Origin of the sequence: Aeromonas sp. R7-2 (genome assembly GCF_040908105.1) — a bacterium.
GTDB classification, from domain to species: domain Bacteria; phylum Pseudomonadota; class Gammaproteobacteria; order Enterobacterales; family Aeromonadaceae; genus Aeromonas; species Aeromonas caviae.
Window position 1 is genome coordinate 56,361 of sequence record NZ_JBFODC010000023.1, and the last position, 26,650, is coordinate 83,010.

Genomic DNA, 26,650 nt, shown 5'->3' on the forward strand with positions numbered 1-26,650 from the left:
AAAGAGTGAAGAAACGAATCCTGGCCACGGCATTGGCCCTCGCATCGACGGCTGTATCGGCGGAAATGTTTCACTACTCGTGTGAGGAGACTCACGTCAGGTCGGGCAAACGCATCGCATCATGGCCGATGAGTCTGGACATAAACGTGAAAGAGCTCAAGTTGAACACCCTGGAATTAGATGGTCGCAAAGTCACCGGGTTTTATAGCGACAACGCGCGAAACTTGGAAGCCATCAATATATTACACCGTATCAATAATCCAGATGATGGTGGTACGATTGTTGCGTCTTTCAATAAGCAGTTTGATGACGGTAAAGTCATGTTCATCCATTTCTTTGGTTTTGGTGCGGGAGGTAATAATAAGCTGGGTTCTGTTATAGAGGTTCTCCCGCCCACTAATGAAGATGATTCATTTTATTGTTACCGTCAGATGAAGAGCGGTAAGGATAAAATCATGTCCAAGTTGCAATAGCTAACTGCTTCTAACAGTGCTACTCCTGTGCTGTTCCATAGGGCCGCAGGTTCGAATAGCGAAGCGTATTCGGACTATCGCGAACAGGTCGTGGCCGATAAGCAGGTGATATTCAGAGTTTCCTGTTGGCCTTGTCATGACTCGATGTGTGGCGGTAAACGGACGATTACGCTGTGCTAATCGACCCTACATAATGGGATTTATTGTTACCTCCCCCTCATCCCCGGCCCTTCTCCCCTTGTTTGTGAGAAAGAGTGGGAGAAGGGAGCAAATATGCGCCTCTGATTTGGTCTGGCAACCGGGCTTCGAATTGGCACGGACCATCCCCTCTCCTTCGGGAGAGCGAACAGGTCGTGGCCGAGAGGCCACTGACATCCAAAGCATGCTGCCGGTTTTGCCATGATTTGCTGCGTGGCGGTATGCGGACTAATTTTTCATTTCCTTATGTTAGTTATGGTACAACTCTACAAAATAGTGGGGGCTAGAAATATAATGGAGCGTTTTTTCTAAAGTTTTTAATTATTGTTTCCATGTCGATGTCATTACAATTAACCATACATGTAGTATCTTTTTTCTTTTGAAGAAAATCAGGTAAAGGTTCGAATCCTGATATCTTGTAGTAGTCAGGGTTAATATCGGAATAAAGAATAAATACTCTTGTTTTAAATTGGTTGCGATACTCTTTTTTTACTGCGTCTAATAGTATTCTGGCAAAGCCATTTCGCCTTTTATCAGACACTGTAGATAGAGACCCTATACCTATGGTTGAAATGTCATAAATGGAAGGTAGTGAATAACATATAATAGAACTTAAAATACAATTGCGTTCTTCAAGAATATACCAGGTTCCTTTTTTATATTTTTCAGAATTATTACAGGAAAAAAAATACTTGTTGAGTTCTAATCCATCTCCCCAAGCATCATAACCCATTGTATAGATACTGTTCATATCATCTAACGTAGCGGTTCTGATTACTAGGTCATTAAATCTAAGAAGTGGTAAATTTTCTGCGGGTGTTAAAAAAGACATAAACCACCTTTGATAAATGGGTATTGATAACTAGTTGTAAAAATACAGGTAGGGATGTGGATTAGTGTTCACAACATTATTGCAGTGGCTCGTTTGGGTCAACTTTTTGTTTTTTTAAAATTAAAGTGCTGTGTTGTTATGATTTTTTGTGATCTTGTATTATTTAGAGAGGGTGGGGCGGTATTTTGTTCCGATGAGCGGCTTTGTCGGGATATTGATTTCCACTTTTTCAGTCCGAATAAAGATACGGTGAGAAAGATGCCTGCAGATTGCTCTTCATACAAACATGGAGAGAAGAGCCTATTTTCACCATCTTCACCCTGGCTTCACACGGCCTCATTTTTCCCTCACAAATCCCTTCTATCTTCTGCCCACTAATAAATGGGTCTGCTTGCCACAGAGTGGCGAGGGCCAAAAAGAGGGGAGCAAGAGGATGACATCGTGGATCAAATACGGGTTGGCCGGGGCCTTGATACTGGTGGCGAGCTTCTGGGGCGGCAGCGTGCGGGCGGCGCAGATGCCCCTTGGCACGGATGGCGCCCTGCCGGGGCAGACAGTCGCCAAGGCGGTACTCCCGACGGGTGCCCATTTCCAGCCCCTGGAGGCTCTGCCATCGGTTGCTGCCGGACGTGGCACCTGAGGGAGTTGATACCGGCCTTTTTAACCAGACCGGGCCGGTGATGTCACGGCACAGTGCACATCAACACAGGCCGGGCTGGCTAGTGCGCGACATAGTGAGCCTCATGCCAGACCGGGCTGGCTACTGCGCCTGATATTGGGCATCCAGCCAGGCGATGGCCTCTTGGGGGTCGTTGAATGCCCGGATATGGTCCGGGTGGGTGAGGGAGAGGCAGGAGAGGGCGATGTGATGGAGCACCTTGGCCGAATAGAGGGAGGCGATGGCCACCAGATTCTTCTGGGTCAGCCACTGATAGGTCTCCTGCAGATGGGGCAGGGCGGAGAGCACCATCCCCTGATGCTGACGATGGTCCACCAGGGCGCAGAAACGCTTACCGTCCAGGCTGTTCACCACGGACTTTATCTGTGCAATCCACGCCAGCATACCCTCTTCATTGAAAGGGCCGATCAGCTCGCAGGTGACCAGGTGTTCCTGCACATTGAAGATGAACTCACCGTGCTTTTTATCAAAGGACATACAACATTCTTATCCATGACCAGGGGCCGCAAGATGATATTGATTCATTCAACCTGCATCAATATCCGAATGAGGGTTTTGGTCATGGCGTCGTATTGCTGCGTTGACGCCGATGAGGGAAGGGGTCTGCCTCTGGTACCGAAGCGAACCATGGGGAGCGTCACTTCGGGCACAAGACCCTGTTGAGGATAGTCAGCCCATGGCGAAAATGACCCGAAAAGGCCGGTGAAGCAGTGCCCGGCCTGTGTCTTCTCAGTTGCAGTGCCATTTCATCGGTGGTGTTTCACCGTTTTTGGCGTGGGCAATTGACCTGCTCAGCCAGCCAGCGGCAGGTAGACATGCTGGTAGGCCAGGGCGATGGCGCTGTAGAGCAGCAGGGCGGCCATCAGCAGGTTGAAGTACCTGAACCAGCGAGGATGTTGAAGATGACGTCCGATGAGGCTGCCCGCCATCGAGTAGCTGCCGGGGGCACCGGCGGCCAGCAGGCCGAGCAGCAGGGACCAGGGCAGCAGGCTCCAGCCGTGGATCTGGGCCGCCGGGAACTGAATGCTGGTGATGGGCAGGGTGGCGATCATCGCCTTGGGGTTGAGCAGCTGGATGACGAAGCCGCTGCGCACCCCCAGAGGACGGGCAGGCGCCTCGCTGGCAGCGAGCTCGCCGCTGTCGCTGGCGATCTTGATGGCGAGGTAGGCGATATAGAGGCACCCCACCAGGCTGACATAGATCAGGGTATCTTCCCGCACCAGGCGGGTGCCCGCCCAGCCAAAGAGCAGCAGGAGCACGAACATCGCGATGCCAACCCCGAGGAAGAAGCCAAGGGAGGCACGGGTGCGGCCGCCCAGGCCTGCATTGAGGCCGATGAGGTTGACGGGGCCTGGGGTATACATGATGCCGATGGCATAGGCGAGAAGCTCAATCATGGGGTGTTCCTTGGGCTCAGCGGATCAGGCTGGCGCTGTATTGGGTGGGGGTCATGCCATAGATGCGCTTGAAGCGACGGTTGAGGTGACTGAGATCGGTGAAACCGTAGCGGTACACCAGATCCTGCGCCGACTCTCCGGCGGCCAGGGCGCGCCGGGCGGCATTGATGCGGCAGTTGATCACGTATTGATGGGGGGTGATGCCAAGCTGCTGGCGAAACAGCCGCAGGAAGTGGTACTTGGAGATGTTGGCCGCCGCGCTGATGTCGGCCAGGGAGATATCCTGCTGGAAGTGGGCGTGGATAAAGTCCCTGGCCTGCAACAGGAGGCGATCGATGCGGCTCACCCGGCCATTGGGCTCAAAACGTCCCGCCTGCTGCATCACCCGGGTGGCGAGGCGATAGAGGGCAAACTCCTGCTCTATGCTGTCGGCCTGGCCGCGCACCGCCTGGGCCAGCTCGAGGATGCAGGCGCTCAGCGCCTCATCGCGCACCAGGGGCTGCAACAACCGGTAGGTCCCCATTGCCCGCTCGCCCGCGGCATCGGCAAACAGCGGAGTGAGTTCGTGGGGTGGAATGTAGAGCATGGTGTAGTCGAGGCTGGCGTTGTCACCGGCATGACCGTCGTGAACATCTCCGGGATTGAACTGGATGACGCTGCCTGCCGGGCTGGAGTGGGCTCCGCCGTGGCAGAAGAAGTTCTGCCGCCCGGCCAGAGTGACCCCGAAGGAGTACTCCTCGTGGGCGTGACGGTCGTAGCGAAATTCCGTCATGTTGACCCGCAGCGCAGTCAGGCTCGCCAGGTGCTGACTGTGTGCGAATATGAACTGGTTGTCCTGCGCCATCTTTCCCTCCTGTACCAGACTGCCCCCCTAATCTAGCCCCAAGGGTGTGCCTCTCGCTTGGACAATCTTGCTGTTTGCCGGCCCGCCTGCGCCCCGCACCGAGAAAAACGGCGCAGCCGATGGCTGGCTGCGCCGGTTGGCCCGTCAGCGAAAGCGAAACAGCTCTCGGTGCAGCGGGGCGGCCAGATGGGCATCCAGGGTGTGGGCCATGGGTTCGGGGCCGCAGAACCACACCGGAGTGTGCTGGCGCTGGCCCAGGGCGGCGAGATCCAGCCGGCCGCGCTCGGACTCCAGGTGCAGCCGGTAGTCGACCCCGACCCGGCGGCACAGCTCGGCTAGCCGACCGTGATAGGGGGCGGCCTCGGCGGTGGGGGCGCATTGCAGCAAGGTGGTGCCGGGGCGTTGTTCACCACGGCGTACCAGGGCCTCCAGCCAGGCGACGAAGGGGGTGATGCCGATACCGGCGCCCACCCAGAGCGCGGGGGCCGGATCCGGCAGGGCGAAGGCGCCATAGGGGCCGGTCACGATCACCGCATTCCCCACCTTGAGGTGGCGGTGCAGCCAGCGGGTGTGATCCCCGAGGGCGCGCACCGCCAGGGTCAGGGTGCGGCAGTCTGCCGAGACATCGACCAGGGTGTAGGGGTGGGGCTCGCCGCGCCCGGCAAAGTCGAAGAAGGCGAACTGCCCCGGGCGGTAGCCGGGCAGGGGCGCGGTGAGGCCAACCCGAATCTCCAGGGTGCGCTCGTCCAGAGGGGTGAGGGCGCTGACCGTCCCCTGGCGGCGTGCGTCCCGCCCCACCCGGCCAAGCAGGGAGTAGAGCGCCCCCAGAGCACCCAGCCCGCCACCGATAAGCAGGGTCAGGCCGACCGGGGTCAGGGCGCCGATGCGCGGCAGCAGGCAGAGCCCGTGCAGCCAGCCCATCAGATAGATGACCGGGGCCAGCCGGTGAACCACCTTGAAGCGCTCGTAGCGCACCACCGCCAGCAGGCTTACCACCACCAGCGCCAGCAGCAGATAGAAACTCCATTCCCCCAGGGTATTGCCGAGGCTGTGCCAGAGGGCATCGTTACCAGCACCAGCACCAGCACCAGCACCAGCACCAGCACCAGCACCAGCACCAGCTCCGCGGCGCGCCGGCCGGGTCAGCCAGTCGGCGGCGACAGCCCACTTGGGGGCTTCCACCAGCAGCCAGTGGGCCACCAGGGTGCCGGTGGCCCAGAGGGCGCTGCTGCGGTGCAGGTGCAGCATGCGATCCAGCCCGCCGCACCAGGCTTCGAGCCTGGGCAGGCGCAGGGCCAGCAGCAAAGAGAGGGTCATGGCACCAAGGCCAATCAGACCGGTCAGGATCAGCAGTTCGTGGCGCCAGGGCCAGAGACCGGCGGGCCACTGGGTCAGGCCAGCAAGCCAGAGCAGGGTGAGGGTCAGGGGCAGGGCCCAGACGAGGGATGCGGGTTTCATGATGTCCTCCTTGTCCATGCCTCCATTGCACGCCTGCTTTGTGGCGAAAGTGTGCCCCCTGACTACCTCTTTTGTAGCAGAGTGTGGCAAAGGGTTGCCGGGTCAGGGCAAGCGGACTGAGGAGGAGGGCGCGGAGCAGAACAGGGGGGCAGGAAAGCGGTTGGCGTCACCCCACAGGCCTGGGTCTGGAGAGGGGTGATGCTGGGGCAGGCGCATGGCTGTCCCAGCAAACAGTCGTGTCAGGATTTTCGTCCCTTGCCGCCCTTGTTGCCCGCGAGGGCCTGCTTTCTGGCCTTCTGCTTCTGGGCGCCCTTGCTGGCGCGGCGCGGCTCGGGGTCAAAGCGGGTGAGATCCGGCTCAAAGCCCGGGAACCACTGCTGGGGCAGGCGGGTATCGAGCACGGCTTCGACTTTTTCCAGCAGGGGGGCGTCTTCGGGGCTGAACAGGGTGATGGCGAGCCCCTTGTTGCCGGCGCGGCCGGTGCGCCCGATGCGGTGCACGTAATCCTCGGGCTGATGGGGGAACTCCAGATTGATCACATGGTTGAGATCGCTGATATCGAGGCCGCGAGCCGCCACGTCGGTGGCCACCAGCGCCTGCAAGGTGCCGGCGCGAAACGCCAGCAGCACGTTTTCCCGCGCGCTCTGTGACAGATCCCCGTGGAAGGCCAGCGCATTGATGCCCCCCTTGCCAAGCTGCTGGGCCAGCTTGTCGGCCCCCTGGCGAGTGCGGCTGAAGATCAGCGCCGGCGCCCAGCCTTTCACGGTCAGCATGTGTTGGACCAGCGCCACCTTGCGATCGCTGTCCACCGCATAGACCCGCTGCTCCACCTCGGCCGCCGTGGTGTTGCGCGGTGCTACTTCCACCAGCGCCGGGTCGCGCAGCAGTACCTTGCAGAGGGCAAACAGGTTGTCGTCGCAGGTGGCCGAGAACAGCAGGGTCTGGCGATCCGTCGGGATTTGCTTCAACAGCGCCTGGATCTCGTCCATAAAGCCCATGTCGAGCATCCTGTCCGCCTCGTCAAACACCAGATGGCGCAGTTCTGCCAGCGTGAGCGCCCCCTGGCGCAGGTGATCGAGCAGGCGGCCCGGGGTGGCGATGAGGATATCCACCCCGGCGTTCAGCGCCTCCACCTGTGCGGCGATGCTCACCCCGCCGTAGACCAGCGTGCTGGTGAGAGTGGTGCCCCTGGCGTAGCGAGTGACGCTCTCGGCAACCTGCACCGCCAGCTCGCGGGTCGGCACCAGCACCAGTGCGCGGATGGGGCGGGGGCCATCGCTCGTCGGGTGTTGCAACAACTGCTCCAGCAGGGGCAGCACGAAGGCGGCGGTCTTGCCGGTGCCGGTCTGGGCGCCCGCCATCAGATCCCGCCCCGCGAGGATCAGGGGGATGGCGCTGGCCTGCACCGGGGTGGGGGCGGCGTAGCCAAGCTCGGTCAGGGTTTGCTGCAAGCGGGGGGAGAGGGCCAGTTCGGCGAAAGAGGCAATGGACATAGGGCACCAGTATGGGGTTATCCCGCCCCGTGGCCGGGACGGAAACAATCAGCGTGGGCGGGATGGTAACAGATAGCAGGGGAGCGGCAGAAGCCGGGCCGCTCAGGGGGCCGAATTGTCACCCGGATCGCGGACAAGGCGGATGGTTTGCCCCTGGTAATAGGCGATATTGCGCTTGCCGTGCTGCTTGACGTGATAGAGCAGGTCGTCGGCCAGTTGCACCGCCTCGGCCACCGTCAGGTAATCGCGAATGCGGGTTACTCCGGCGGAGAAGGTGATGGGGGCGGGCAGCTCGGGGATGCGCAATGGCCGCTCCAGCAGGCGGGCGGCGGAGTGATGCATCATTTTGTCATCGTCCATCCCCTTGAACAGCACGATGAACTCTTCCCCGCCCCAGCGAATGGCGACATCGCCCTTGCGGATATTGGTCTTGAGGTGATTGGCGAAGGCGACGAGCGCCAGGTCACCCACCCCGTGACCATGGGTGTCGTTGACGGACTTGAAGTTGTCGATGTCGAGGATCATCAGGTAGTCGTGCTCCCGCAGCAGCGCCTGATTGAGGATGTCACGGCGTGGCAGCCGGGTCAGGTGGTCGGTCTGGGCCAGGATGCGCAGACGGGTAACCAGGCTGCGCCCCGTCAGCATGATCAGCAGCAGGATGATGAGATAGAGCTTGAAGGCCGCCCCGTAGAGCACGGACCGGATGAAATCGCCGTAACTGTATGACCACTTGAGGTAGAGATCATTGCCTGCCTGAGTGCGCATCAGCGGCGTGCTCAGGCAGAGGTGGAACGGGCGGCAGGGCTCGACCTCTTCGAAGGAGAGGACGGTCCGGGTCGGATTGAGGCTCTCGAAGGGGTGCAGCACATCCTTGAACGCCCGGTCGACGGCGATGTCGATGCCCTTGAGTCCATAGCGGTAGTCCTTGATGGCGGGCTCGTAATAGACGAAGGGGAAGTAGAGGGTGATGGTATTCAGTCCGGTGAAGGTGTCGGTGTAGATCTCGGATACCCAGGCTTCATCCGTGCTGCAGGGGACATGGGTGGAGGCGAAGGAGGCGCAACCGAAATAGTGGGTCCAGGGCTCGATGTCATTGAGGTCGGTGTTGACCGGGAGCAGCTGGCTCGGCAGCATCCCCTTGTTGGCGACCATGCCAAGCAGGCGGCGATCGTCATAGAAGGCGTAGAGGTTGAGGACCTCGGGGTTGGAGATGACGTACAGGTAGGCGAGGAGCATCTGGTTGGCCGGGGGCAGCACGGGAATGACCGCCAGGCGCTTCAGGGTGGGGAGATCATAGCCATAGGCATAGGCCGCCGCATCCCCGTTCTCGCTGAAGATGGGCATCTTGATGCTGCTGTTGTCGATGAAGTCAGCCAGTTTCTCTGGCGCCAGGATGCGGGCCCGCTGATAGAACACCTCGAACAGGTTGGCTTGCTTGGCGGTAATGAGCGCCATGTCGTGCCTGATGACGAAGTAGGTGTAGTTGGCTACCAGCCCGAGCCCTGTCAGAGCCAGACATAGCCAGCCAAACCGGTAGAGCCATTGACGGGGGATGATACGCAACAGTGATCCAGCCATGCAGTGAATTCGTCCATGGTGACAGAGGCCATTCTTGTAACTGATTTTGCCGGGCATCACCAGATGAAGTTGGTGGGTCGTCACCCGGCATGCGCAAGAATGAGCCAACAATATCAAAAAGATAGACGATGAGGCGTCATTCGATGTCAGGCAGGGGAAAGGGGGGGCGACTGAAACAAGAGGGCATGGCGCCCTCTTGTGTGGACTGTGACGGGCGCCTTAGCGAGCCTGGTATTTCGGCGAGCGGGGGCCATGGAGGATGCCGTTGGGCATGTCGGCACTGAGCAGCCTGACGCTGGTGATACCGGCGATTTCATGGCCCTTGTCGGTCAGGGTGTTGGCAATCTGATTGACCACCGCCACCACCAGCATGCCGATGAGGCCGCCCCCCGAATTGCCCTGCTGCTCGGCACTGCTGGCGCTGGCACTGCCTTCCCACAGCAGCTTGCCGGTGCGCAGATCCACCAGGCGGGCACTGGCGGTGACCACTGTCTCGCTGGAGATGACCAGATAGCTGGTGCCGTACTCCTTGATGTCGAGGTAGAGGGCGGTATCGGCTCCGTAGATCTCGTGGAGCTTCTTGATGGGCAGCGCCTGGATGTCGGCGGGCTCGGTCACGCCGTTCTGCCGGAACGTCTCGTTGGTGACCGCTACCGGCAGCACGTAATAGCCGGACTCGGCGAGCGGATAGGTGATCTGGGATTGCAGGCTGGGGCCCGCCTTGATGTCCGGCGAGTGATTCACCGGCGGCAGCACCAGAATGGAGGTCGGTCTGCTCTCCTTGAAGTTGCTGTAGTCGTAACCGGGGCCCTGTGCACAGCCGCCCAGGAGGAGGGCGCCCAGCGTGAGGGCAAGGAGGGTGCGCAGGGTCATTGGGTCTCTCCCTTCTTGTTGGACATCAGGAAGTTCATGAAGGGGGCCGATTCGGGGAAGAGGCGCTTCTCGGTTTCGAACTGCTCGCGAGTCTGGGCATCCTTGCCGAGCTGGGCGTACAGCATGCCGAGGTGAGCGTGAAAGCCCGGTGGCACAGCCTGCCCCTTGGCGCTCGCTTCTTGCTGGTTTTTCTCCAGCGCATCGATCTGCGCTTCGACCCCGGTGTCGTCACCCTGCATGTGCTGGTAAACCACCCCCTGATATTGATCCCAGTTGTAGAGCGTCTGCGGCCCCTGGGCGCAGGCGCTCAGCAGCAGGCCGCTGGCCAGCAGCAGGGAAGGACGGAACCGCGTCATCTCGTCTCTCCTCATTGGGCCGGGCGCCAGGCACCGGTCTCGATGCCGTTCACCAGATTGTTGACGGCCTCGCGGATGGCGAGATCCAGCACCTTGCCGTTCAGGGTGGAGTCGTAGCTGGCGGTGCCGCCGAAGCCGACGATCTCGCGGTTGGAGAGTTCGTACTCCCCGGCACCCTGGGAAGAGAAGACCACTTCCGAGGTGGTGACGTTGACGATGTTCAGGTTGACCTTGGCATAGGCGATCTGTGACTTGCCACGACCCAGGATGCCAAACAGCTGATGATCACCGACTTCCTTGCGACCAAACTCGGTGACGTCGCCGGTGACCACGTAGTCGGCGCCCTTGAGTTGCTGAGCCTGTTGCTTGATCCCGGCTTCGGCCTGGATCTCCGCCATGTTGTCGCGATCCAGCACGCTGAAGCGGCCGGTCTGCTGCAGGTGGGTGATCAGCACGGTTTTCGCCTGGTTGCCCAGCCGGTCCACGCCGTCGGAGAAGATGCCACGCATGTAGCTGGAACGGTTGTCGAACTTGCCGACGGCGATGGGGCTGCGTGCGCCCTGATAGTGGCTCTGATAGGAGGCAACCTTGGGTACCTCCAGGGTGCGCGACGACTCGCTCGCACAGGCTGTCAGCAAGCCCGCCATCAGGATGACACTGGATGAAACAACAAACTTCTTCATGTAAGGCCCCGTTATCAAAGGAAAAAACAGCGGCGGACTCTAACATGGTTCGTTGCGAAGAAAGTGCCCCGTATGGGGGGCATACCCGCTCAATCCCTGTGCGTTTGACAGGGGGTGGCGGAGGGCTGGGTCTGTTGCAGGGGCTGGAACACCTCCTCCAGGGCTGCCACCAGGGCGCGCATTCGGCCCGTCTTCTGCACATCCGGGTGCAGCACCATCCAGATGTCGATGGGATCGTGCTGGTCAGGCAGCAGGCGCACCAGGGCGGGATCCTCCTCGGCGAGGAAGGTGGAGAGCAGGGCGATGCCAAGCCCCTGCCGGGCGGCGGCCATCAGCACCAGCTGGGCATTGCTCTGCAGGACCACGTTGGGTTCGTGGAGCGGTTCGCCGCACAGACTCAGCCAGTGACGGGCCACCAGCTCTTTGGGAAAGAGCAGCAGGTCGTGCTCTTGCAGTGCCTGACCCGAACGGGGCGTGCCCCGTCTGGCCAGGTAGTCGGGAGAGGCGTAGAGCCCCATCTTGATGGTGGCGAGCCGTTTGACCACGAGATCTCCCTGCTCGGGACGCACGCTGCGAATGGCGAGATCCGCCTCCTGATTGGGGATGTCGCTCACGCTGACGGCGGTCAGCAACTTGAGGCGGATACCGGGGTGGCGCTGGCGCAGCAGGGTGAACGCGGGCAGCACGAAGCCCTGGGCCAGGGTATCCGTGGTGGCGATGCAAAGCTCCCCTTCCAGCTCCCCCAGGCTCGCGGTGCGCATCATGGCCAGGGCCGCCTGCGCCATGGCCTCAGCCTGGGGCAGCAGCGCTTCCCCCAGGGGGCTGGGGCGATAGTGTCTGGGGGTGCGGATAAACAGCTTGGCCCCCAGCTGCTGCTCGAGCAGGGTGATCCGCCGCCCAACGGTGGCCTGATCCACCCCGAGCTCGAGTCCGGCCTGCCGCAGGCTGCCTCGCCGTGCCAGGGCCAGGAAGAAGCGGGCATCGTCCCAATTGATCATGCTTGCTCCTCACTCAAGCAGAACGCCCGATTGGCGCCGCAATATTAGATGCCAGCGGGGATGGCAGCACAAGGGGATAGACCGGGTCCGGTGCCCCGGCCAAGGGCGCGCGCCACCCCGACGTGATGCAGGATTGAGTCGGCGTGATGCAGAACTGCCGCAGTCCGGGGTGGGCGGGATCGCTATGATGTCGCTCCCGATTGCGGTTTCATTTGTCTGCCACTGGAGTGTCCATGTCTGTCTCAAGCGTCCCGGCTTGCGAGCCAGGTCAGGTTGTCCATCCTCGTCTGCGCTGGTTTCTCTCCCTCGCCCTGATGTCGGCCCTGCTCAACAGCAGCGTGCCTACCCCGCTCTATCCCCATTACCAGGCGGCGCTGGCTCTGAGCGATCTCGGCCTCAGCCTCATCTATGGCGGCTATGCGGGGGGCGTGCTCATCGCCTTGTTCGGGGTGGGCAACCTGGCAGGACGAGTGGCGGATCTGCGCACCCTGATCCTGCCTGCCCTGGTGGCGGTCGGGGGCGGGGCCCTGCTCTTCTCCCTGGCCGACAGCTTCTGGACCCTTTTGCTGGCGCGGCTGCTGGCCGGGATTGGCACGGGCAGCCTGACCGGTGCCGCCAATGTGGCGCTGCTGCGTTTTGGCCCCAGGGATGGGGGCAAGCGGGCGGCGCTTAGCGCCACATTGTCTTTCACCGCCGGGCTGGCCCTTGGCCCCGTGTTCAGCGGGCTGGCGCTGCAGCAGGATCTCTACCCGACCACGCTGCCGTTTCTGCTGATCCTGGGGATGGCGGCCTGCGCCATCGGGGGGCTGGTGTTGAGCTGGCCCAAAGGGGTGAGGGCGACGAAGGCCGCCCCGAGCGGGCAGGGTGGCGGATCCCTGGGAGAGGGGCTCAGGGCCACGGGGGCCGGGTTCTTCCTTTGCGCCCTGGCACTCTTCACCGCCTGGGCGGTGGCGGCCAGCTTGCTGGCCATGGGTCCCAAGGTGGTGAGCGAGATACTGGGCATGACGGATCTGGGGCTGTTCGGCTACCTCGTCGCGGCCTATCTGGTCTTCTCCGGGCTTTGCCAGCTCTGGGCCCGTCGCCTCGATGCCCGCCATACCCTGCAAAGCGGCGTGTTGGCCCTGGCGCTGTGCGTGCTGCTCTTTGCCGGGGCCGTTCACGGCCTGCCCAGCTGGCTGGCGGGACTCGGGCTGCTGGTGGCGGGCTATGCCCAGGGGGCCGTGTTCGTGGGCAGTGCGACCCTGATCAATCGCATCGCGCCCCCGGCCAGCCACGCGCGGCTGCTCTCCCTCTTCTATGTGATCGCCTATGTGGCGAACTGGGTACCCGTGTTGCTGGGCTGGGTGAGCGACGGGGCCGGTCTTGGCGTCGCGCTGGATCTGCTCTTCGTCGGCTGCACCCTGACAAGCCTGGGGCTGGCCTGGGCGGTGTCACGGCATCCCTTCGAGCCCGCTGTGTGACAGGGTATCACCCATCGACCAGGACGACGCTCCCGGCATCCAGGTGGTGCATCCACTCCCGCAGGATCAGCAGGGCGGCGGCGATGCGCCTCTCCCTCGGCAACTGGGCCGAGGCCAGGGGATCCCCCTCCACCATGGCGGCAAGCTGGCCGAACAACCGCTCTATGTTCTCCCGGCTCTGCACCCGGTTGCCGAGCACCTCGGCCAGGGGCTCCGGGCTTTGCAGGTGCAGCACGGGGTGGGGCGGGATCCGTGCCGCGAGGGGCATCAGCACATCCTCCACCACCATGATGGCCTGCTCAAGCTCCAGGGGCGTCGGCGGATCCCGGCGAAAGGGTCCCGGGGTCAGAGCATCGAGCCCCAGTGTCAATGCAAATGTCTGGCTGGTGCCATCGGCCGCGGTGAGCGCGACCTGGCTTCGGGTATTGCCCAGGCTCAGCAAAATGGTGTCGTGATGCTCTCTGGTCATCTGGTGTGCTCCCGGCGTTGGATGCCCCATGGATACACCCGCACGGGGCGGATTGGCGAGTCATTTCGCCCCCCATTCGGGCATCAGGGGTTGCAAAGATCGCCATGAGTGGCAATCTGGACGTCCAAACGTCTTTAAAGGAGCCCTGACATGGATATTCGTATCGTCCCCCGCGCCCTCGTACTCGCTCTCTCTCTGGTGGGGGCGAGTGCCCTTGCCAACGAGGCCCTGGTGTTCCAGACCGACTTCGGTCTCAAGGATGGCGCCGTCTCGGCCATGAAGGGGGTCGCCTTCGGGGTGGACCGCACCCTGCCGCTCCATGACCTGACCCACGAGATCCCGGCCTACAACATCTGGGAAGCCTCCTACCGCCTCTATCAGACCCTGCAATACTGGCCCGCGGGCACCGTCTTCGTCAGCGTGGTGGACCCCGGTGTCGGCACCGAACGCAAGTCGGTGGTACTGAAGACCAGGAGCGGCCACTACATCGTCAGCCCGGACAACGGCACCCTGACCCTGGTGGCGGAGCACTTCGGCATCGAGGCGGTGCGCCAGATCGACGAGAAAACCAACCGCCTCAAGGGCTCCGAGAAGTCCTACACCTTCCACGGCCGCGACGTCTACGCCTACACCGGCGCGCGCCTCGCCTCCGGTGCCATCAGCTTCGAGCAGGTGGGGCCCCTGCTGCCCGCCGAGGTGGTGACCATCCCCTATCAGCCCGCGGTGGCCGAGCAAGACGGTACCCTGAAGGGCACCATTCCGATCCTGGACGTGCAGTACGGCAACGTCTGGACCAATATCGACGACAGCCTGCTGACCAAGGCGGGTATCCACAAGGGGGACAACGCCTGCATCAGGATCAGCGAAGGGGATGCGCTGAAATACGAGGGCAAGGCCCCCTACGTCAGCAGCTTTGGCGATGTGCCGGAGGGCCAGCCCCTGGTCTACCTCAACAGCCTGTTGCAGGTGTCGGTGGCGCTGAACATGGACAGCTTCGCCGCCAAACATCAGGTGCAATCCGGCGCCAACTGGCATATCAGCCTGAAGAAGTGCAACTAGACGCTGCCATCGGGCGCTATCCGGTACAAACGGGCATATCAGTCTGAAGAAGTGCAACTAGACGTTGCCATCGGGCGCTATCCGGTACAAACGGGCATAGCAGTCTGAAGACGTGCGGCTAGATAGAGGGGAGAGCTTCTGTCGGCGATGTGTCTCTTGGGGCGGTGGGACTGGTGTCCACCGCCCCTTGTCGTTGGCGGTGGCGTCTTGCCGGGCCAGCCGGTTATCTCATCATTTGTCATCCTCGTTTAATAAAGCGCTGCCATGCTGTGGCCGGACGCCGTGATGACGCAATGATTGCGCCGAGATAACAAGGAAAAGCCGATGAGCCGTTTTGACGAGAAAGACAGTGCCAACCACCCCCGCGAGCAGGAGCCGGCATTCAACCGCCTCATCGAGGCGGGCCTGAGCCGCCGTGGCTTCCTCAAAGGGGTGGGCGCCGCCAGCATGGTGGCCTTCTTTGCCGCGAGCCCCGTGGCCCAGGCCGTGGCTGCCGCCACCCGGCCGCTGCTTGGCTTCCAGGCCGTGCCCGCCTCGGTGGCCGACACCATAGTGGTGCCGCCCGGCTACAAGGCCGAGGTGCTGATCGCCTGGGGAGATGCCCTCTTCCCCGATGCCCCCGCCTTTGCCCAGGGCAATGATGCCAAGGCCCAGGCCCGCCAGTTTGGCGACAACAACGACGGCATGAGCTTCTTCTCCCTGGGGCCGGATCGCGCCCTGCTCGCCGTCAACAACGAATACACCAACTACGAATACCTGTTTGAAGATGGTGGCAAGACCCTCAGTGCAGAGGCTGTCGCCAAGGCTCAGGCGGCCCACGGGGTTTCCCTGGTGGAGCTGGTGCGCATCGATGGCAAGTGGCAGGCCAACCCCAAGGGGGCCCTCAACCGCCGCATCACCGCCACGACCCCCATGACATTGAGCGGCCCGGCGGCGGGCCATGCCCTGCTCAAGACCCAGGCCGATCCCGAGGGGCGCACCGCCCTTGGCACCTTCAACAACTGCGCCAATGGCCAGACCCCCTGGGGCACCTACCTCACCTGCGAGGAGAACTTCAACGGCTACTTCGGCAGCGAGGGCAAGCCGGAGCTGGACCAGCGCGCCGCCCGCTACGGCCTGGCCGCCGAGGATGCGGGCTTTGGCTGGCACAGGTTCGACGAGCGCTTCGATCTCGCGAAGCATCCCCAGGAGCCGCACCGCTTCGGCTGGGTGGTGGAAATCGATCCCCGCGATCCCGCCTCCACCCCGAAGAAGCGTACCGCCCTTGGCCGCTTCAAGCATGAGAATGCGGCCTTCACCATCAACCAGGATGGCCGCGCCGTGGTCTACCTCGGCGACGACGAGCGGGGGGAGCACATCTACCGCTTCGTCTCGAAGAACAAGGTGGCGCCGGGCAACGATCCTGCGAACCGGGATCTGCTGGATGAGGGCACCCTCTATGTGGCTCGCTTCGAGGCGAGGGAGGGGGAGCTCAAGGGCACCGGCCAGTGGCTGCCCCTGGTGCACGGCGAGCACGGTCTGACCCGGGAGAACGGCTTCGCCGATCAGGGGGAGGTGCTCATCTTCGCCCGGGAGGCGGCGACCCGGCTCGGCGCCACCACCATGGACAGGCCCGAGTGGGTGGCCGTGCATCCCCACAGAGCCGAGGTCTACTGCACCCTGACCAACAACAAGAACCGCGGCCTCAAGGAGAACCAACCTCTCGATGGCGCCAACCCCAGGGCCGAGAACCCCTATGGCCAGATCATCCGCTGGCGCCCGATGGGGGACGCTCACGGGAGCGACAGCTTCGAGTGGGATCTCTTCCTGCTGGCGGGCAACCCTGGCGTGCACAAGGAGGGGCTGATGGCGGGCAGTGCCAACATCCATCCGGACAACATGTTCAACAGCCCGGACGGCATCGGCTTCGACGAGGCGGGGCGGCTCTGGATCCAGACCGACGGCGACTACTCCAACGAGAAGCAGTTTGCCGGCATGGGCAACAACCAGATGCTGTGCGCCGATCCCGCGAGCGGCGAGGTGCGCCGCTTCCTGACCGGCCCTGTGGCCTGCGAAATAACGGGCCTCACTTTCACGCCTGACTGGCGCACTCTGTTCGTCGGGGTGCAGCACCCGGGTGAGGAGGGGGCGCCCTCCCATTTCCCGGACGGCGGCACCGCCATTCCCCGCTCCGCTGTGTTGCGGATCACCCGGGACGATGGCGGCATCATCGGCGCCTGATGGCCCGGGGTAACCGACTGGCCCGTGATGACAAAAGCCGCCTTCGGGCGGCTTTTTTTGTGGGTGTGGCGGGCGGGAGACAAAAAAAGACCGGGTACGGGACCCGGTCAAAGAACCCGCGCATTCAGGGAAGAAGTGCGGGCGTTCAGGCTTGGTGGCGGGGCCGGGCATCGGCCCCCGATCCGGTGTCGGGGTGAGTGGCGTCACCCCGGCGTCAATGCGGGCTATTCGCGCTCCAGTGCGTGGATGGGATCCAGCCTGGCGGCCCGGCGGGCCGGGGCGAAGCCGAATATTACCCCGATCAGGCTGGCGCAAAGGCAGGCCACCCCCATGGCGGCAAGGGAGTAGCTCATCCGGACGCTGCTGCTGAAGTGGTCGAACAGTTGGCCCAGCAGCAGGGAGAGGACGATGCCGAGCACGCCCCCCAGCAGGCAGATCAGCACGGCTTCAATGAGGAACTGCTGCTGGATGTCCCGGGTCCGGGCGCCGACCGCCATCCGCACCCCTATCTCCCGGGTGCGCTCGGTGACCGAGACCAGCATGATGTTCATCACCCCTATGCCCCCGACGATCAGGGAAATGAGGGCGATGAGGGCGATCAGCGTGGTCAGGGTGGCGCTGGTCTGGCTGATGGTCTGGCGGATGCTGTCGGTGTTGAGCAGGAAGAAGTCCTGGCTGCCGTGGCGCAGGGTGAGCAGGCGGCTGATGCCATCCTGGGCGGCGTCCAGGCTCACCTCGTCCCGTACCCGCACGCTGATGCTGCGCAGATGGCTCTGCCCCAGCAGGCGGCTCATGGCGGTGGTATGAGGGATCCAGACGTTGAGGGTCTCGTCGCTGCCAAAGCCGCTCTGGTTCTTGATGGCGACCCCGATCACCCGGCAGGGCAGATCCCCCAGCAGGATCACCTGGCCCAGGGGGGACTGGGTCGGGGCGAACAGCTTGTCCCGGGTGTGCTCGTCGATCACCACCTCCTGGGCCAGGCTCTCCTCGCTCTGGCGATCAAAGCCCATGCCCTGGGCCAGGCGATAGCCCCTGACCTGGAAGAACTGGGCGCCGACGCCGTTGATGGTGCCGGAGACGGCGGTGCTGCCAAGGCGCAGGGTGGCGCTGGTGCTGAGGCTGGGGGTGACGCTGTGCACGTAGTCCAGCCGGGCGATGGCCTCGGCGTCCCCGATCCGCAACGTCTGTATGGTAGCGGAGCGCATGTCCCCGAAGCCGCGGCCGGGGAACACCTCCAGGGTGCTGGTGCCCATGGCGTTGATGTTCTCCAGCACTCGCTCCCGGGAGCCCTGCCCGAGGGCCACCACGGTCACCACCGAGGCGATACCTATGATGATGCCGAGCATGGTGAGAAAGGTGCGCAGACGCTGGGCAACCATGGCCTTGAGGGCCATCTGCAGGGCATTCCCGAGCCCCGCCATCAGCGGGGTCTTCCCCCTGGCGGACGTCTTGGTGGCGGCCTGGGTCGCCTGGGGAAGGGCCTGTGGCTCGCGCGTGCGGCGATCGGCGATCACCCGGCCATCTTTCAGTTCGATGATCCGCTCTGCGTGGCGGGCGATGTCCATGTCGTGGGTGACGATCACCAGGGTGTGGCCCTGGCGATGCAGAGCTTGAAGGCTCGCCATCACCTCGGCGCCGCTCTGGCTGTCGAGGGCCCCGGTCGGCTCGTCGGCCAGGATCACCTCGCCGCCGTTGATGAGGGCCCGGGCGATGCTGACCCGCTGCTGCTGGCCGCCGGAGAGCTGGCTTGGCTTGTGTTCGAGCCGGCTGGCGAGGCCGAAGCGGGTCAGCAGGGCCTCGGCCCGCTGGCGTCGCTCGGCCGGATCCAGACCGGCGTAGAGGGCGGGCACTTCCACATTGGTGCGGGCATCGAGATCCGCCAGCAAGTGATAACGCTGGAAAATGAAGCCGAAGTGCTCCCGGCGCAGGGCGGCGAGCTCGTCCCGGCTGAGGGTGGCAGTGTCGCGCCCGGCCACCAGATAGGCCCCCTCGCTCGGCTGATCCAGGCAGCCCAGAAGGTTCATCAGGGTGGATTTGCCGGAGCCCGAAGCGCCGACGATGGCCACCATCTCTCCACGGGCGATCGCCAGATCGATGCCATCGAGCACGGTGACGGTGCGCTCACCCTCTTTGAAGTGGCGGCGGATGCCCCGCAGTTGCAACAAGGCGCCCATGGTCACATCCCCATGGGGGGCGGCATGCCCCCGGCGGCGTTGCTCTGGCCTGCGCTCACTTCGCTGACGATGACCCGCTCACCGGCGCTCAGGCCCGACAGGATCTGGGCATCCACCTTGTTGTTCAGGCCGACCTTGACCCGGCGCAGGCTGATCCGGCCTCCGTCGTCGATCACCCTGACCTGATCCCCCTGCAGGGCGATGGCCGGGATCACCAGCGCATCTTTGAGCCGGGCGACCACCAGATAGACCTGGGCCGTCATGCTGATCCTGAGCTGACCGTCCTGGTTGGGCACCTCGAACAGGCCGTGATAATAGATGGCGCTGCTGTCGCTGCTGCTGGTGGTGGTGTCGTCGTCATTGATGGTGTCGGGGGCGGGCTCGATGGCCCGCAGGGATCCCTCGAAGCGGCGCTGGCTGTTGCCAAGAATGGTGAAATAGACCGGCATGCCGACCCGGACGTTGATGACGTCGGCCTCGGAGATCCTGGCCTCCACCGTCATGGTGTCGAGCTGGGCAATCTTGAGCAGGGTAGGGGTGCTCTGGCTGGCGTTGAGGGTCTGCCCCTCCTCCACCGGCATGGCCACCACGGTACCGGAGAGGGGGGCCAGGATCCGGGTATACCCCAGGTTGACCCGGGCTGTGTCCACCGCGATCTCGGCCTGCACCCGCTGGGCGTTGAGGGCCCGGATATCGGCCAGGGTCTCGTCCAGGGTCGCCTTGGCGCTGTCATGGTCGGCCGTGCTGCCAAGGCCTCTTGCGACGATCTGCTGCTGGCGCTGGTATGCGAGGCGAGCATTGCGAAGGGTGGCCTCTTTGGAATCCAGCTGGGCCTGGAGGTTGTCGCGCTGGGCCAGGGCATCCTTGAGGGCGTTCTGCTGGGGCAGATCGTCTATCTCGACCAGCAGCTCCCCCTGTTTGACCTCCTGCCCCAGAGTCACGTGCAGTTTCTTGATCTGGCCCGACACCTGGGCGCCCACGCTCACCTGCTTGCGCGCCTTCAGGGTGCCGTCCGCCATGATGAGCTGCTCCAGATCCCGGGTCTTTGCGCTGGCGGTGATGTAGTCGCTGGCGGGTGCCTTGGCCTGGGGGCGCCAGGCCAGCAACAGGGCGAGGGCGCACAGGGGCAGCAGCCAGAAGAGACGAGGGGAGAACGTGGGCATGACAACCTGTATCCTGAATGACGATCACGGCGGCACTCTACCCCAGAGCCGGGTTAAGGCTCTTTGCGCCAAGCGTAAGGGTTTCGTAAAAATGGCTGCCAAGTGCGTGGCAAGCGGCGAAAATGGCCGCCGACAAGGGAGACCGCATATGAAGATCCTGCTGGTGGATGACGATGCCGAACTGGGCGCCATGTTGAGTGAATACCTGGGGGGAGAGGGGTTTGATACCACCCAGGTGCTGACCGGAGGGGAAGGTGTTCACCATGCCCTCTCCGGCCGTTACAGCGCCCTGCTGCTGGATGTGATGCTGCCCGACTTGAGCGGCACCGAGGTGCTGCGCCAGGTGCGCCAGCGCAGCCGCCTGCCGATCATCATGCTGACCGCCAAGGGGGACAACGTGGATCGAGTGGTGGGACTGGAGATGGGGGCCGATGACTATGTGCCCAAACCCTGCTACCCCAGGGAGCTGGTGGCCCGGCTGCGGGCCGTTCTGCGGCGGGTCAATGAGGGGGGGAGCGCAACCCCCTCGCCGGATGCCCTCATCCTGGGGGATCTGACGGTCACCCCGGCTAACCGGGTCTGTCTCTGGCAGGGGGAGCCGCTGGAGCTGACCGCCACCGAGTTCAACATGCTGGTGTTGCTGGTGCGAGCTCCGGAGCAGGTGGTCACCAAGGACACCCTCTCCCTGCAAGGGGTAGGGCGCCCGAGGGAGGCCTATGATCGCAGCGTCGATGTGCACATCTGCAACCTGAGGCAGAAACTGCAGCAAAAAGCGGGGGAGGCCGTCACCATAGAGACGGTGCGCAGCATAGGGTACAAGATACGGTGATCCTCAAGGGACGTTTGTTCTGGAAGATTCTGCTGGGGTTCTGGCTGGCCATCGTGCTGGTCAGCCAACTGCTCTGGCTCGGTTTTCGTGCCGAGCGTGCTCCCCCGGAAGAGCACCTGGCCCAGCAGTTGGCGAGCCAGCATCTGGAGATGGCGGCAGCCGTGCTGGCAAAGGGGGGAATCGAGGCTGCGACGGCATTGAGCCAGGCCATGTCGCCGCCGTTGCTGCAGATAACACTCCTCGATGTCTCCGATGCGCCTCCCCGGCCAGCGCCCCGGGCATCCAGGTTGACAGCCTCCGGGGAACCTGGCCCGGGCAGCGTGCTGACACGCACCGTGATTGCCAGCGACGGGCAGACCTATCTGCTGCAGACCAGAGTGGACCCGCGCGTCCTCCCCGGCGGGCCGGCTCCCGGCCCCCTCTCCTGGCTCAACATTCCTCCGCCCATGCTCTGGATTGGCGGCCTGGGGGGACTCTTGTTCAGCATTCTGTTCGCCTGGCACCTGACCCGGCCCATGAACGCCCTGCGGCGCAGCTTCGATCGGGTAGCCAGAGGGGATCTGGGGGTCAGACTCTGGCCCGCTCTGCGCTGGCGCCGGGACGAGCTCACGGAGGTGGCGAAGGAGTTCGATCTCATGGTGGAGCGGTTGCAGCAACTGGTCGAGGGGCGCGAGCAACTGCTTCACGACGTCTCCCACGAGCTGCGATCCCCCCTGGCCCGCATCCAGATGGCCATCGGCCTGGCGGAGCAGCGCCCAGAGAAGGCGAGCGACGCCCTGGCGCGGATCCGGCTCGAGACGGAGCGGATGGACAGGATGATAGGGGAGCTGCTGACCCTCTCCCGTGCCGAGCAGGGCCACGGGCTTGAGCAGAGCCACTACGACCTGCTGGCGCTGGTGGAGACGGTTGTCCAGGATGCCAGGTTCGAAGCCCAGCAATCCGGAGTCGAGATAGCGCTCGAGGCGGCGCTGGGGGAGGGTTGTCTCCTGCTGGGGCATGCCGAGCTGGTGCGCCGCGCCGTGGATAACGTGGTGCGCAACGCCCTGCGTTTCTCGCAGTCGGGCCAGATGGTGAATGTTCGCTTGCTGCGCCTGGGCCAGGAGGTGCAGCTCTCCATCGCCGATCGGGGGCCCGGGGTGGAGGAGGGGAAGCTGGCGGGGATCTTCGACCCCTTCGTGCGCATCGGCTCACCCCGCATGGGCAAGGGCTACGGGCTCGGGCTCGCCATCGCCCGCAAGGCGGTGATTCTACAGGGCGGTACCATCCAGGCGCGCAATCGCGCACAGGGGGGGCTGAGAGTGACCATGACGCTGCCCCTGCATGACCCGTCTTGAGGTACGCGGCTCAGACCCGAGTGGGGTAAAACCCCGGTAATGAAAGAGGGGGCCAAGGCCCCCTGCTCGTATCTGTTCCACCGTGCGATTCAGCGCAGCGCCGCGGGCGGCGGCACCTCGGTGTAGCGCCCGTCTATTTCTCGCAGGTAGTAGTGACCCTCCCTGACGTAATAGCGGCGGCCATCCAGATCCAGGGGGATGAGCCCTGTCTCTGCCACCACCAGGACCTGAGGAGGTGGGGAGACCACCACATAGTGGTTCTCCTGCCGACGGTAGAAGATGCCGTCGAGCACATAGTAGGTGAGCCCGGCCAGCAGCAGGGTTTCCACCCCTCCCGGCAGCCTGTCGACGCGGTGGCCGAAGCCGGGGCCAGCCCCATGGCCGTACTGCGGGGCAGGGCTCTCCCATCCGCCCGGTCTGCCCATGTTCCCCGGACCCGCCATGGCGGGCAGGGCGATGGCCATGGCAAGCAGCCAGAGTGAAGGGCGGTGCAGACTCATCTCACTGCCCCTTGAGCGGCGCACCGGCGGGCTGGGGTTTGAGTGGCTGGGGCGGCAGTTCGCGCACGCTGACCGTGACCTCGTAGCGGGTATCCGGCTTGGCGGCATCAATGTTTTTGGACAGCGCCTGGACCAGGGCCTGGGGATCCGCACCCTGCTTGCTGGCGTGATAGAGCACGGAGGGGGGCGGTGTCATGGGGCCTCCCTGGCGGGCGCCCATCGGGGGCGGCATCTCGCCGGCATGAAGGAGCGTGGTGCCCAGCAGCAGGGCAAGGGCGACAGGATAGCGTGACATGATGATGACTCCATTGATGGGAACGCCCCCATCAAACGCGACGCGTGCGCCCGGCTCAACCACCTTTACACCCTCTTTTCGCCCTCTTTACAGTTGTGACAACGGGCGCCGTGGCGCCCGTTGTGTGTCGTGAACCGCTCGCCGGATCAAAACTCGTTGGAGAGCGCCTTGTAACCCCTGACCAGGTCGATGTTGGTGTGAGCCACATCCTCGGAGAACTCGGTGGCGTCCACGGTGACGCGCGGGATCTGCGCCAGATCGCTCTGCTGGTTGATGCGGGTGGTGGAGGGAACATAGAAGCCGGGGGGAATATCGCAGCCATCGACCACGGAGTTGTGGCGCACCACGGACCCTTCGCCGATGTGGCAGTTGAACAGCACGCTGTTGAAGCCGATGAAGACCCGGTTACCCACTTCGCAGGGGCCGTGGACGATGCTGCGGTGGGCGATGGAGCTGAACTCGCCGATGGTGACGGCAGCGCCGGATTTGGAGTGGATGACGACGCCATCCTGAATGTTGGAGTTGGCGCCGATGACGATGGGTTCCATGTCACCGCTCTCGTCCACTTCGTCTGCGCGGATCACGGCATAGGGGCCGACAAACACGTTCTCCTTGATGATCACCTTGCCACAGATGATGGCGGTCTTGTCGATATAGGCGGATTCGTCGATAACGGGCAGGTGACCTGAGGGATTCTTGCGGATCATGTTACGTCCTGTTGCTGATGAAATCGGGGAAACGTGGCGCGTCATGAAGGCCCGCCGGAGAGCCAGCTTACGCCTCTGATCCGGCAGGGGAAACCTTTTACTGGTCTGACCCACAGTGAGTAAGGCCATTTCGAGCGATTGTTCTTTGACTCCCTGTTATGGGAGCATGAGGGCGTAAAATGGGGCGCCACCGGGTGCAAAGAGATGAGGGGGAACGAGGGATGAAGCAGGTCATGGTATGGCTGGTGGGGTCGCTGTTGTGGATCTCCGCCGCCCAGGGCAAAGGCTATGCGGGGGAGTTTGACTATTACGCCATGGCTCTCTCCTGGTCGCCCGAGCATTCCGCCATCAAGCCAGGGGATCGGGAGCAGTGCGCCCGCAAGCTGGGGTTCGTGCTGCATGGGCTCTGGCCCCAGTATCAGCGCGGCTACCCCGCCAGCTGCACCCGCGAGCGGCTGGATGCGGACATGGAGCAGCAGTTTGCCGGGCTCTACCCCAGCCGCTTCCTCTATCGTCATGAATGGGAGAAGCACGGCACCTGTTCCGGGCTGAGCCAGGAGGCATTTCACCAATTGGCCAGCGATCTGCGCCAGAAGGTGAAGATCCCGGCCGCCTATCAATCGCCGGAAGAGCCGCTGAGAAAAAACAGCTTCCAGCTCAAGGCCGATCTGGCGAGCGCCAACGAGTGGCTGGCCCCCGATAACATCACGGTGGCCTGCGCTGATGGGGGCCGCTTCCTGCGGGAGATCTACATCTGCATCAACAAGCAGGGAACGGATGCCGTCCCCTGCTCCGACGAGATGCAGAAGCGGGAGCGACGCTCCTGTGGTCAGCCGGACTTCCTGCTGCGCAGCGTGCGCTGACACCTCACGTTCGGGCCCTTCGCGGGCCCGATGTGCAATGAACCTCAAGGGGCCTGATGGATGAAAGCGAAGACAGGATGTCTGGCCGGGAACTGGACAGGCGATATGGCCAGACGACGTGTCAGCACGTCAGGTGCGATCTGCCGACTCAACCCGCCTCTGGCGCACAATCAGACTGACCATCAGAAACAGGAAACCATCATATGACGCTCTTTGCCGAACTGGGGATGCGCTATCCCGTCATTCAGGCCCCCATGGCGGGCGTGCAGAACAGCGCCCTGGCGATGGCGGCGACCAGTGCGGGGGCACTGGGCTCCCTGCCTGCCGCCATGCTGAGTGGTGCCGAGCTGCGCCAGGAGCTGAGCCGCCTCGCCGCCAGCGGGCCGGGCCCATACAACATCAACTTCTTTTGCCATCGGCAGCACGAGCCGGAACCGGCTGCGGAGCAGCGCTGGCGCCAGGTACTGTCACCCTATTACACCGAGTTCGGGGTGGATGCCGCTGCGCAGTCGCGTGCTCCCGCTCGGGCCCCCTTCAATGACGAGCATGCGGCCCTGCTTGCAGAGTTCAAACCTGCCGTGGTCAGCTTCCACTTCGGCTTGCCCGAGCCTGAATTGCTTGCCCAGGTAAAAGCCACAGGCGCAAAAGTGTTTGCCAGCGCCACCACGGTGGCAGAAGCACAGTGGCTTGCTGACCACGGAGCCGATGCCGTCATCGCCCAGGGGCTGGAGGCGGGTGGCCATCGCGGCCACTTCCTGAGTGAGGATCTCAGCTTGCAGCAGGGCTCCTTTACCCTTCTGCCACAGGTAGTGGCGGCAGTGGATCTGCCTGTCATCGCTGCAGGAGGCATCGTGGATGGAAAGGGCATCAGAGCCGCCCTTGCTATGGGGGCGAGCGCAGTCCAGATGGGAACGGCGTTCCTCTGTTGCCACGAGGCGACGACCTCGCCCCTGCACCGTGCGGCGCTGCAGGGGAGGCATGGCCAACACACCGCACTGACCAATCTGTTCAGCGGCCGTCCGGCGCGGGGGATAGTCAACCGCTTGATGCGGGAACTCGGCCCCCTTTCGGTGCTGCCGCCAGACTTCCCGTATGCTAGCGGCGCATTGGCTCCGTTGCGTGCCGCAGCCGAAAAGGCGGGTGACAGCGGTTTCTCGCCACTCTGGGCCGGGCAGAATATATCGGGTTGCCGCTCCATGGCGGCAGCCGAGCTGATCGCTGCCTGGGTTGCTGAGGCAGGACTGGTCTGAGCGTCACTTTGCGATTCTCTTCCTTTATATATGGATTGATATGGTCAGCAACCCTTCGAACAGGAGACGGGCAGAGAGGAACGGGAGGTAATAGGGTGCAGAATGAGCCCTTTCCGGGTTTGCCCTGTGGGTAAGTCTGTATAAAAACTGTGTTTTGATATGAATAACTAAGAATTGGCATTTTTTTGCAATTTTATTGCGATGAGAGCTTGCCAATGTGATCTATGTCTCTATAATGCGCCTCCATCGACAGGGCAAGCGGCAACGCAAACAAGCCTGTCGGTGCCTCGAAAAAGCCTCGTAAAATAAGGCTTGACTCGAGACGGCGGTTGAGTAGAATGCCACTCCCGCAGCAGCCAAAAGCTGCGTTGCTCTTTAACAATTTGAATCAAGCAATCTGTGTGGGCACTCACAGCATCGAGCATCAAAAACAATTTTTGATTTTCAATGTCTGATGAAGTGACC

At 63.0% G+C, this 26,650-nt stretch carries 27 protein-coding genes; 9 read left to right on the forward strand and 18 right to left on the reverse strand.

All coding sequences use genetic code 11. The annotated features are described in order from the left end of the window. The first annotated feature begins 5 nt into the window (after positions 1-5). Positions 6-473, forward strand: a complete 468-nt coding sequence (locus AB5Y47_RS09425; RefSeq protein WP_368220182.1) for a hypothetical protein — start codon at positions 6-8, stop codon at positions 471-473. A gap of 481 nt (positions 474-954) precedes the next feature. Here AB5Y47_RS09425 and AB5Y47_RS09430 read toward each other — a convergent pair whose 3' ends face one another. Continuing rightward, positions 955-1,503, reverse strand: a complete 549-nt coding sequence (locus AB5Y47_RS09430) for a GNAT family N-acetyltransferase (RefSeq protein ID WP_368220183.1) — start codon at positions 1,501-1,503, stop codon at positions 955-957. Positions 1,504-1,936: 433 nt separating this feature from the next. Between AB5Y47_RS09430 and AB5Y47_RS09435 the strand changes: the two genes are divergently transcribed. Next, positions 1,937-2,143 carry a hypothetical protein gene (locus AB5Y47_RS09435; RefSeq protein ID WP_261999790.1) on the forward strand — a complete coding sequence of 69 codons (207 nt, stop codon included), beginning with the start codon at positions 1,937-1,939 and terminating at the stop codon, positions 2,141-2,143. A gap of 120 nt (positions 2,144-2,263) precedes the next feature. On the opposite strand, the gene AB5Y47_RS09440 is transcribed toward AB5Y47_RS09435, so the two are convergent. From AB5Y47_RS09440 to AB5Y47_RS09485, 10 genes are all read right to left on the reverse strand, one after another. Then, positions 2,264-2,659: a hypothetical protein gene (locus tag AB5Y47_RS09440; protein WP_323912802.1), complete on the reverse strand. Its 396-nt coding sequence runs from the start codon at positions 2,657-2,659 to the stop codon at positions 2,264-2,266. Positions 2,660-2,973: 314 nt separating this feature from the next. Beyond that, the gene (locus tag AB5Y47_RS09445) at positions 2,974-3,579 is read right to left on the reverse strand and encodes a LysE family transporter (protein ID WP_316287203.1); all 606 of its coding nucleotides are present in this window, start codon (positions 3,577-3,579) and stop codon (positions 2,974-2,976) included. A 16-nt stretch (positions 3,580-3,595) separates the two neighbouring features. Continuing rightward, the gene (locus AB5Y47_RS09450) at positions 3,596-4,423 is read right to left on the reverse strand and encodes an AraC family transcriptional regulator (RefSeq protein WP_010672934.1); all 828 of its coding nucleotides are present in this window, start codon (positions 4,421-4,423) and stop codon (positions 3,596-3,598) included. Between the two features lie 144 nt (positions 4,424-4,567). Next, positions 4,568-5,899 carry a ferric reductase-like transmembrane domain-containing protein gene (locus AB5Y47_RS09455; protein WP_368220184.1) on the reverse strand — a complete coding sequence of 444 codons (1,332 nt, stop codon included), beginning with the start codon at positions 5,897-5,899 and terminating at the stop codon, positions 4,568-4,570. Positions 5,900-6,120: 221 nt separating this feature from the next. Next, entirely contained in the window at positions 6,121-7,374 is a 1,254-nt protein-coding gene (locus AB5Y47_RS09460) for a DEAD/DEAH box helicase (protein ID WP_324030096.1), read from the reverse strand. Between the two features lie 102 nt (positions 7,375-7,476). Beyond that, positions 7,477-8,952: a GGDEF domain-containing protein gene (locus tag AB5Y47_RS09465; RefSeq protein WP_368220185.1), complete on the reverse strand. Its 1,476-nt coding sequence runs from the start codon at positions 8,950-8,952 to the stop codon at positions 7,477-7,479. Positions 8,953-9,171: 219 nt separating this feature from the next. After that, complete coding sequence (locus tag AB5Y47_RS09470) at positions 9,172-9,825, reverse strand: DUF799 domain-containing protein (RefSeq protein ID WP_041214564.1); 654 nt, start codon at positions 9,823-9,825, stop codon at positions 9,172-9,174. Next, positions 9,822-10,181 (reverse strand): DUF4810 domain-containing protein, encoded by a 360-nt coding sequence (locus tag AB5Y47_RS09475; RefSeq protein ID WP_151028381.1) that lies wholly within the window; start codon positions 10,179-10,181, stop codon positions 9,822-9,824. Before AB5Y47_RS09475 ends, AB5Y47_RS09470 begins: the two co-directional genes overlap by 4 nt. A gap of 11 nt (positions 10,182-10,192) precedes the next feature. Further along, the gene (locus AB5Y47_RS09480; RefSeq protein WP_029313711.1) at positions 10,193-10,864 is read right to left on the reverse strand and encodes a CsgG/HfaB family protein; all 672 of its coding nucleotides are present in this window, start codon (positions 10,862-10,864) and stop codon (positions 10,193-10,195) included. A gap of 89 nt (positions 10,865-10,953) precedes the next feature. Further along, positions 10,954-11,862 carry a LysR family transcriptional regulator gene (locus AB5Y47_RS09485; protein WP_201889153.1) on the reverse strand — a complete coding sequence of 303 codons (909 nt, stop codon included), beginning with the start codon at positions 11,860-11,862 and terminating at the stop codon, positions 10,954-10,956. A gap of 233 nt (positions 11,863-12,095) precedes the next feature. Between AB5Y47_RS09485 and AB5Y47_RS09490 the strand changes: the two genes are divergently transcribed. Continuing rightward, positions 12,096-13,322, forward strand: coding sequence for an MFS transporter (locus AB5Y47_RS09490; protein WP_368220186.1), 1,227 nt, complete (start codon positions 12,096-12,098; stop codon positions 13,320-13,322). Positions 13,323-13,329: 7 nt separating this feature from the next. Here AB5Y47_RS09490 and AB5Y47_RS09495 read toward each other — a convergent pair whose 3' ends face one another. Continuing rightward, positions 13,330-13,791, reverse strand: coding sequence for a hypothetical protein (locus AB5Y47_RS09495; RefSeq protein WP_010672943.1), 462 nt, complete (start codon positions 13,789-13,791; stop codon positions 13,330-13,332). 150 nt (positions 13,792-13,941) lie between these two features. Between AB5Y47_RS09495 and AB5Y47_RS09500 the strand changes: the two genes are divergently transcribed. After that, positions 13,942-14,850 carry an S-adenosyl-l-methionine hydroxide adenosyltransferase family protein gene (locus tag AB5Y47_RS09500; RefSeq protein ID WP_042015034.1) on the forward strand — a complete coding sequence of 303 codons (909 nt, stop codon included), beginning with the start codon at positions 13,942-13,944 and terminating at the stop codon, positions 14,848-14,850. A 324-nt stretch (positions 14,851-15,174) separates the two neighbouring features. Continuing rightward, a complete protein-coding gene (locus AB5Y47_RS09505; RefSeq protein WP_368220187.1) occupies positions 15,175-17,070 on the forward strand; it encodes a PhoX family phosphatase in 1,896 nt (631 codons plus the stop codon). A 224-nt stretch (positions 17,071-17,294) separates the two neighbouring features. Here AB5Y47_RS09505 and AB5Y47_RS09510 read toward each other — a convergent pair whose 3' ends face one another. After that, entirely contained in the window at positions 17,295-19,244 is a 1,950-nt protein-coding gene (locus AB5Y47_RS09510) for a MacB family efflux pump subunit (protein ID WP_368220188.1), read from the reverse strand. A gap of 2 nt (positions 19,245-19,246) precedes the next feature. Then, entirely contained in the window at positions 19,247-20,407 is a 1,161-nt protein-coding gene (locus tag AB5Y47_RS09515; protein ID WP_045523451.1) for an efflux RND transporter periplasmic adaptor subunit, read from the reverse strand. A gap of 148 nt (positions 20,408-20,555) precedes the next feature. Between AB5Y47_RS09515 and AB5Y47_RS09520 the strand changes: the two genes are divergently transcribed. Both AB5Y47_RS09520 and AB5Y47_RS09525 read left to right on the forward strand, forming a co-directional pair. Next, positions 20,556-21,236, forward strand: a complete 681-nt coding sequence (locus tag AB5Y47_RS09520; RefSeq protein WP_010672948.1) for a response regulator transcription factor — start codon at positions 20,556-20,558, stop codon at positions 21,234-21,236. A gap of 14 nt (positions 21,237-21,250) precedes the next feature. Next, positions 21,251-22,570, forward strand: a complete 1,320-nt coding sequence (locus AB5Y47_RS09525; protein ID WP_368220189.1) for an ATP-binding protein — start codon at positions 21,251-21,253, stop codon at positions 22,568-22,570. 89 nt (positions 22,571-22,659) lie between these two features. Here AB5Y47_RS09525 and AB5Y47_RS09530 read toward each other — a convergent pair whose 3' ends face one another. The 3 genes from AB5Y47_RS09530 to AB5Y47_RS09540 all read right to left on the reverse strand — a co-directional run bounded on the left by AB5Y47_RS09530 (position 22,660) and on the right by AB5Y47_RS09540 (position 24,072). After that, positions 22,660-23,070, reverse strand: a complete 411-nt coding sequence (locus AB5Y47_RS09530; protein ID WP_010672950.1) for a DUF6515 family protein — start codon at positions 23,068-23,070, stop codon at positions 22,660-22,662. A 1-nt stretch (position 23,071) separates the two neighbouring features. Continuing rightward, the gene (locus AB5Y47_RS09535; protein WP_042877801.1) at positions 23,072-23,365 is read right to left on the reverse strand and encodes a hypothetical protein; all 294 of its coding nucleotides are present in this window, start codon (positions 23,363-23,365) and stop codon (positions 23,072-23,074) included. Between the two features lie 146 nt (positions 23,366-23,511). After that, positions 23,512-24,072 (reverse strand): carbonate dehydratase, encoded by a 561-nt coding sequence (locus AB5Y47_RS09540; protein WP_010672952.1) that lies wholly within the window; start codon positions 24,070-24,072, stop codon positions 23,512-23,514. Positions 24,073-24,293: 221 nt separating this feature from the next. Between AB5Y47_RS09540 and AB5Y47_RS09545 the strand changes: the two genes are divergently transcribed. Continuing rightward, on the forward strand, positions 24,294-24,935 hold the full coding sequence (locus AB5Y47_RS09545; protein ID WP_368220190.1) for a ribonuclease: 642 nt from the start codon (positions 24,294-24,296) through the stop codon (positions 24,933-24,935). Positions 24,936-25,138: 203 nt separating this feature from the next. Then, entirely contained in the window at positions 25,139-26,185 is a 1,047-nt protein-coding gene (locus AB5Y47_RS09550) for a nitronate monooxygenase (protein ID WP_319892295.1), read from the forward strand. 230 nt (positions 26,186-26,415) lie between these two features. On the opposite strand, the gene AB5Y47_RS09555 is transcribed toward AB5Y47_RS09550, so the two are convergent. After that, positions 26,416-26,650: hypothetical protein (locus AB5Y47_RS09555; protein WP_368220191.1), on the reverse strand; the 235-nt coding region annotated here is incomplete at its 5' end.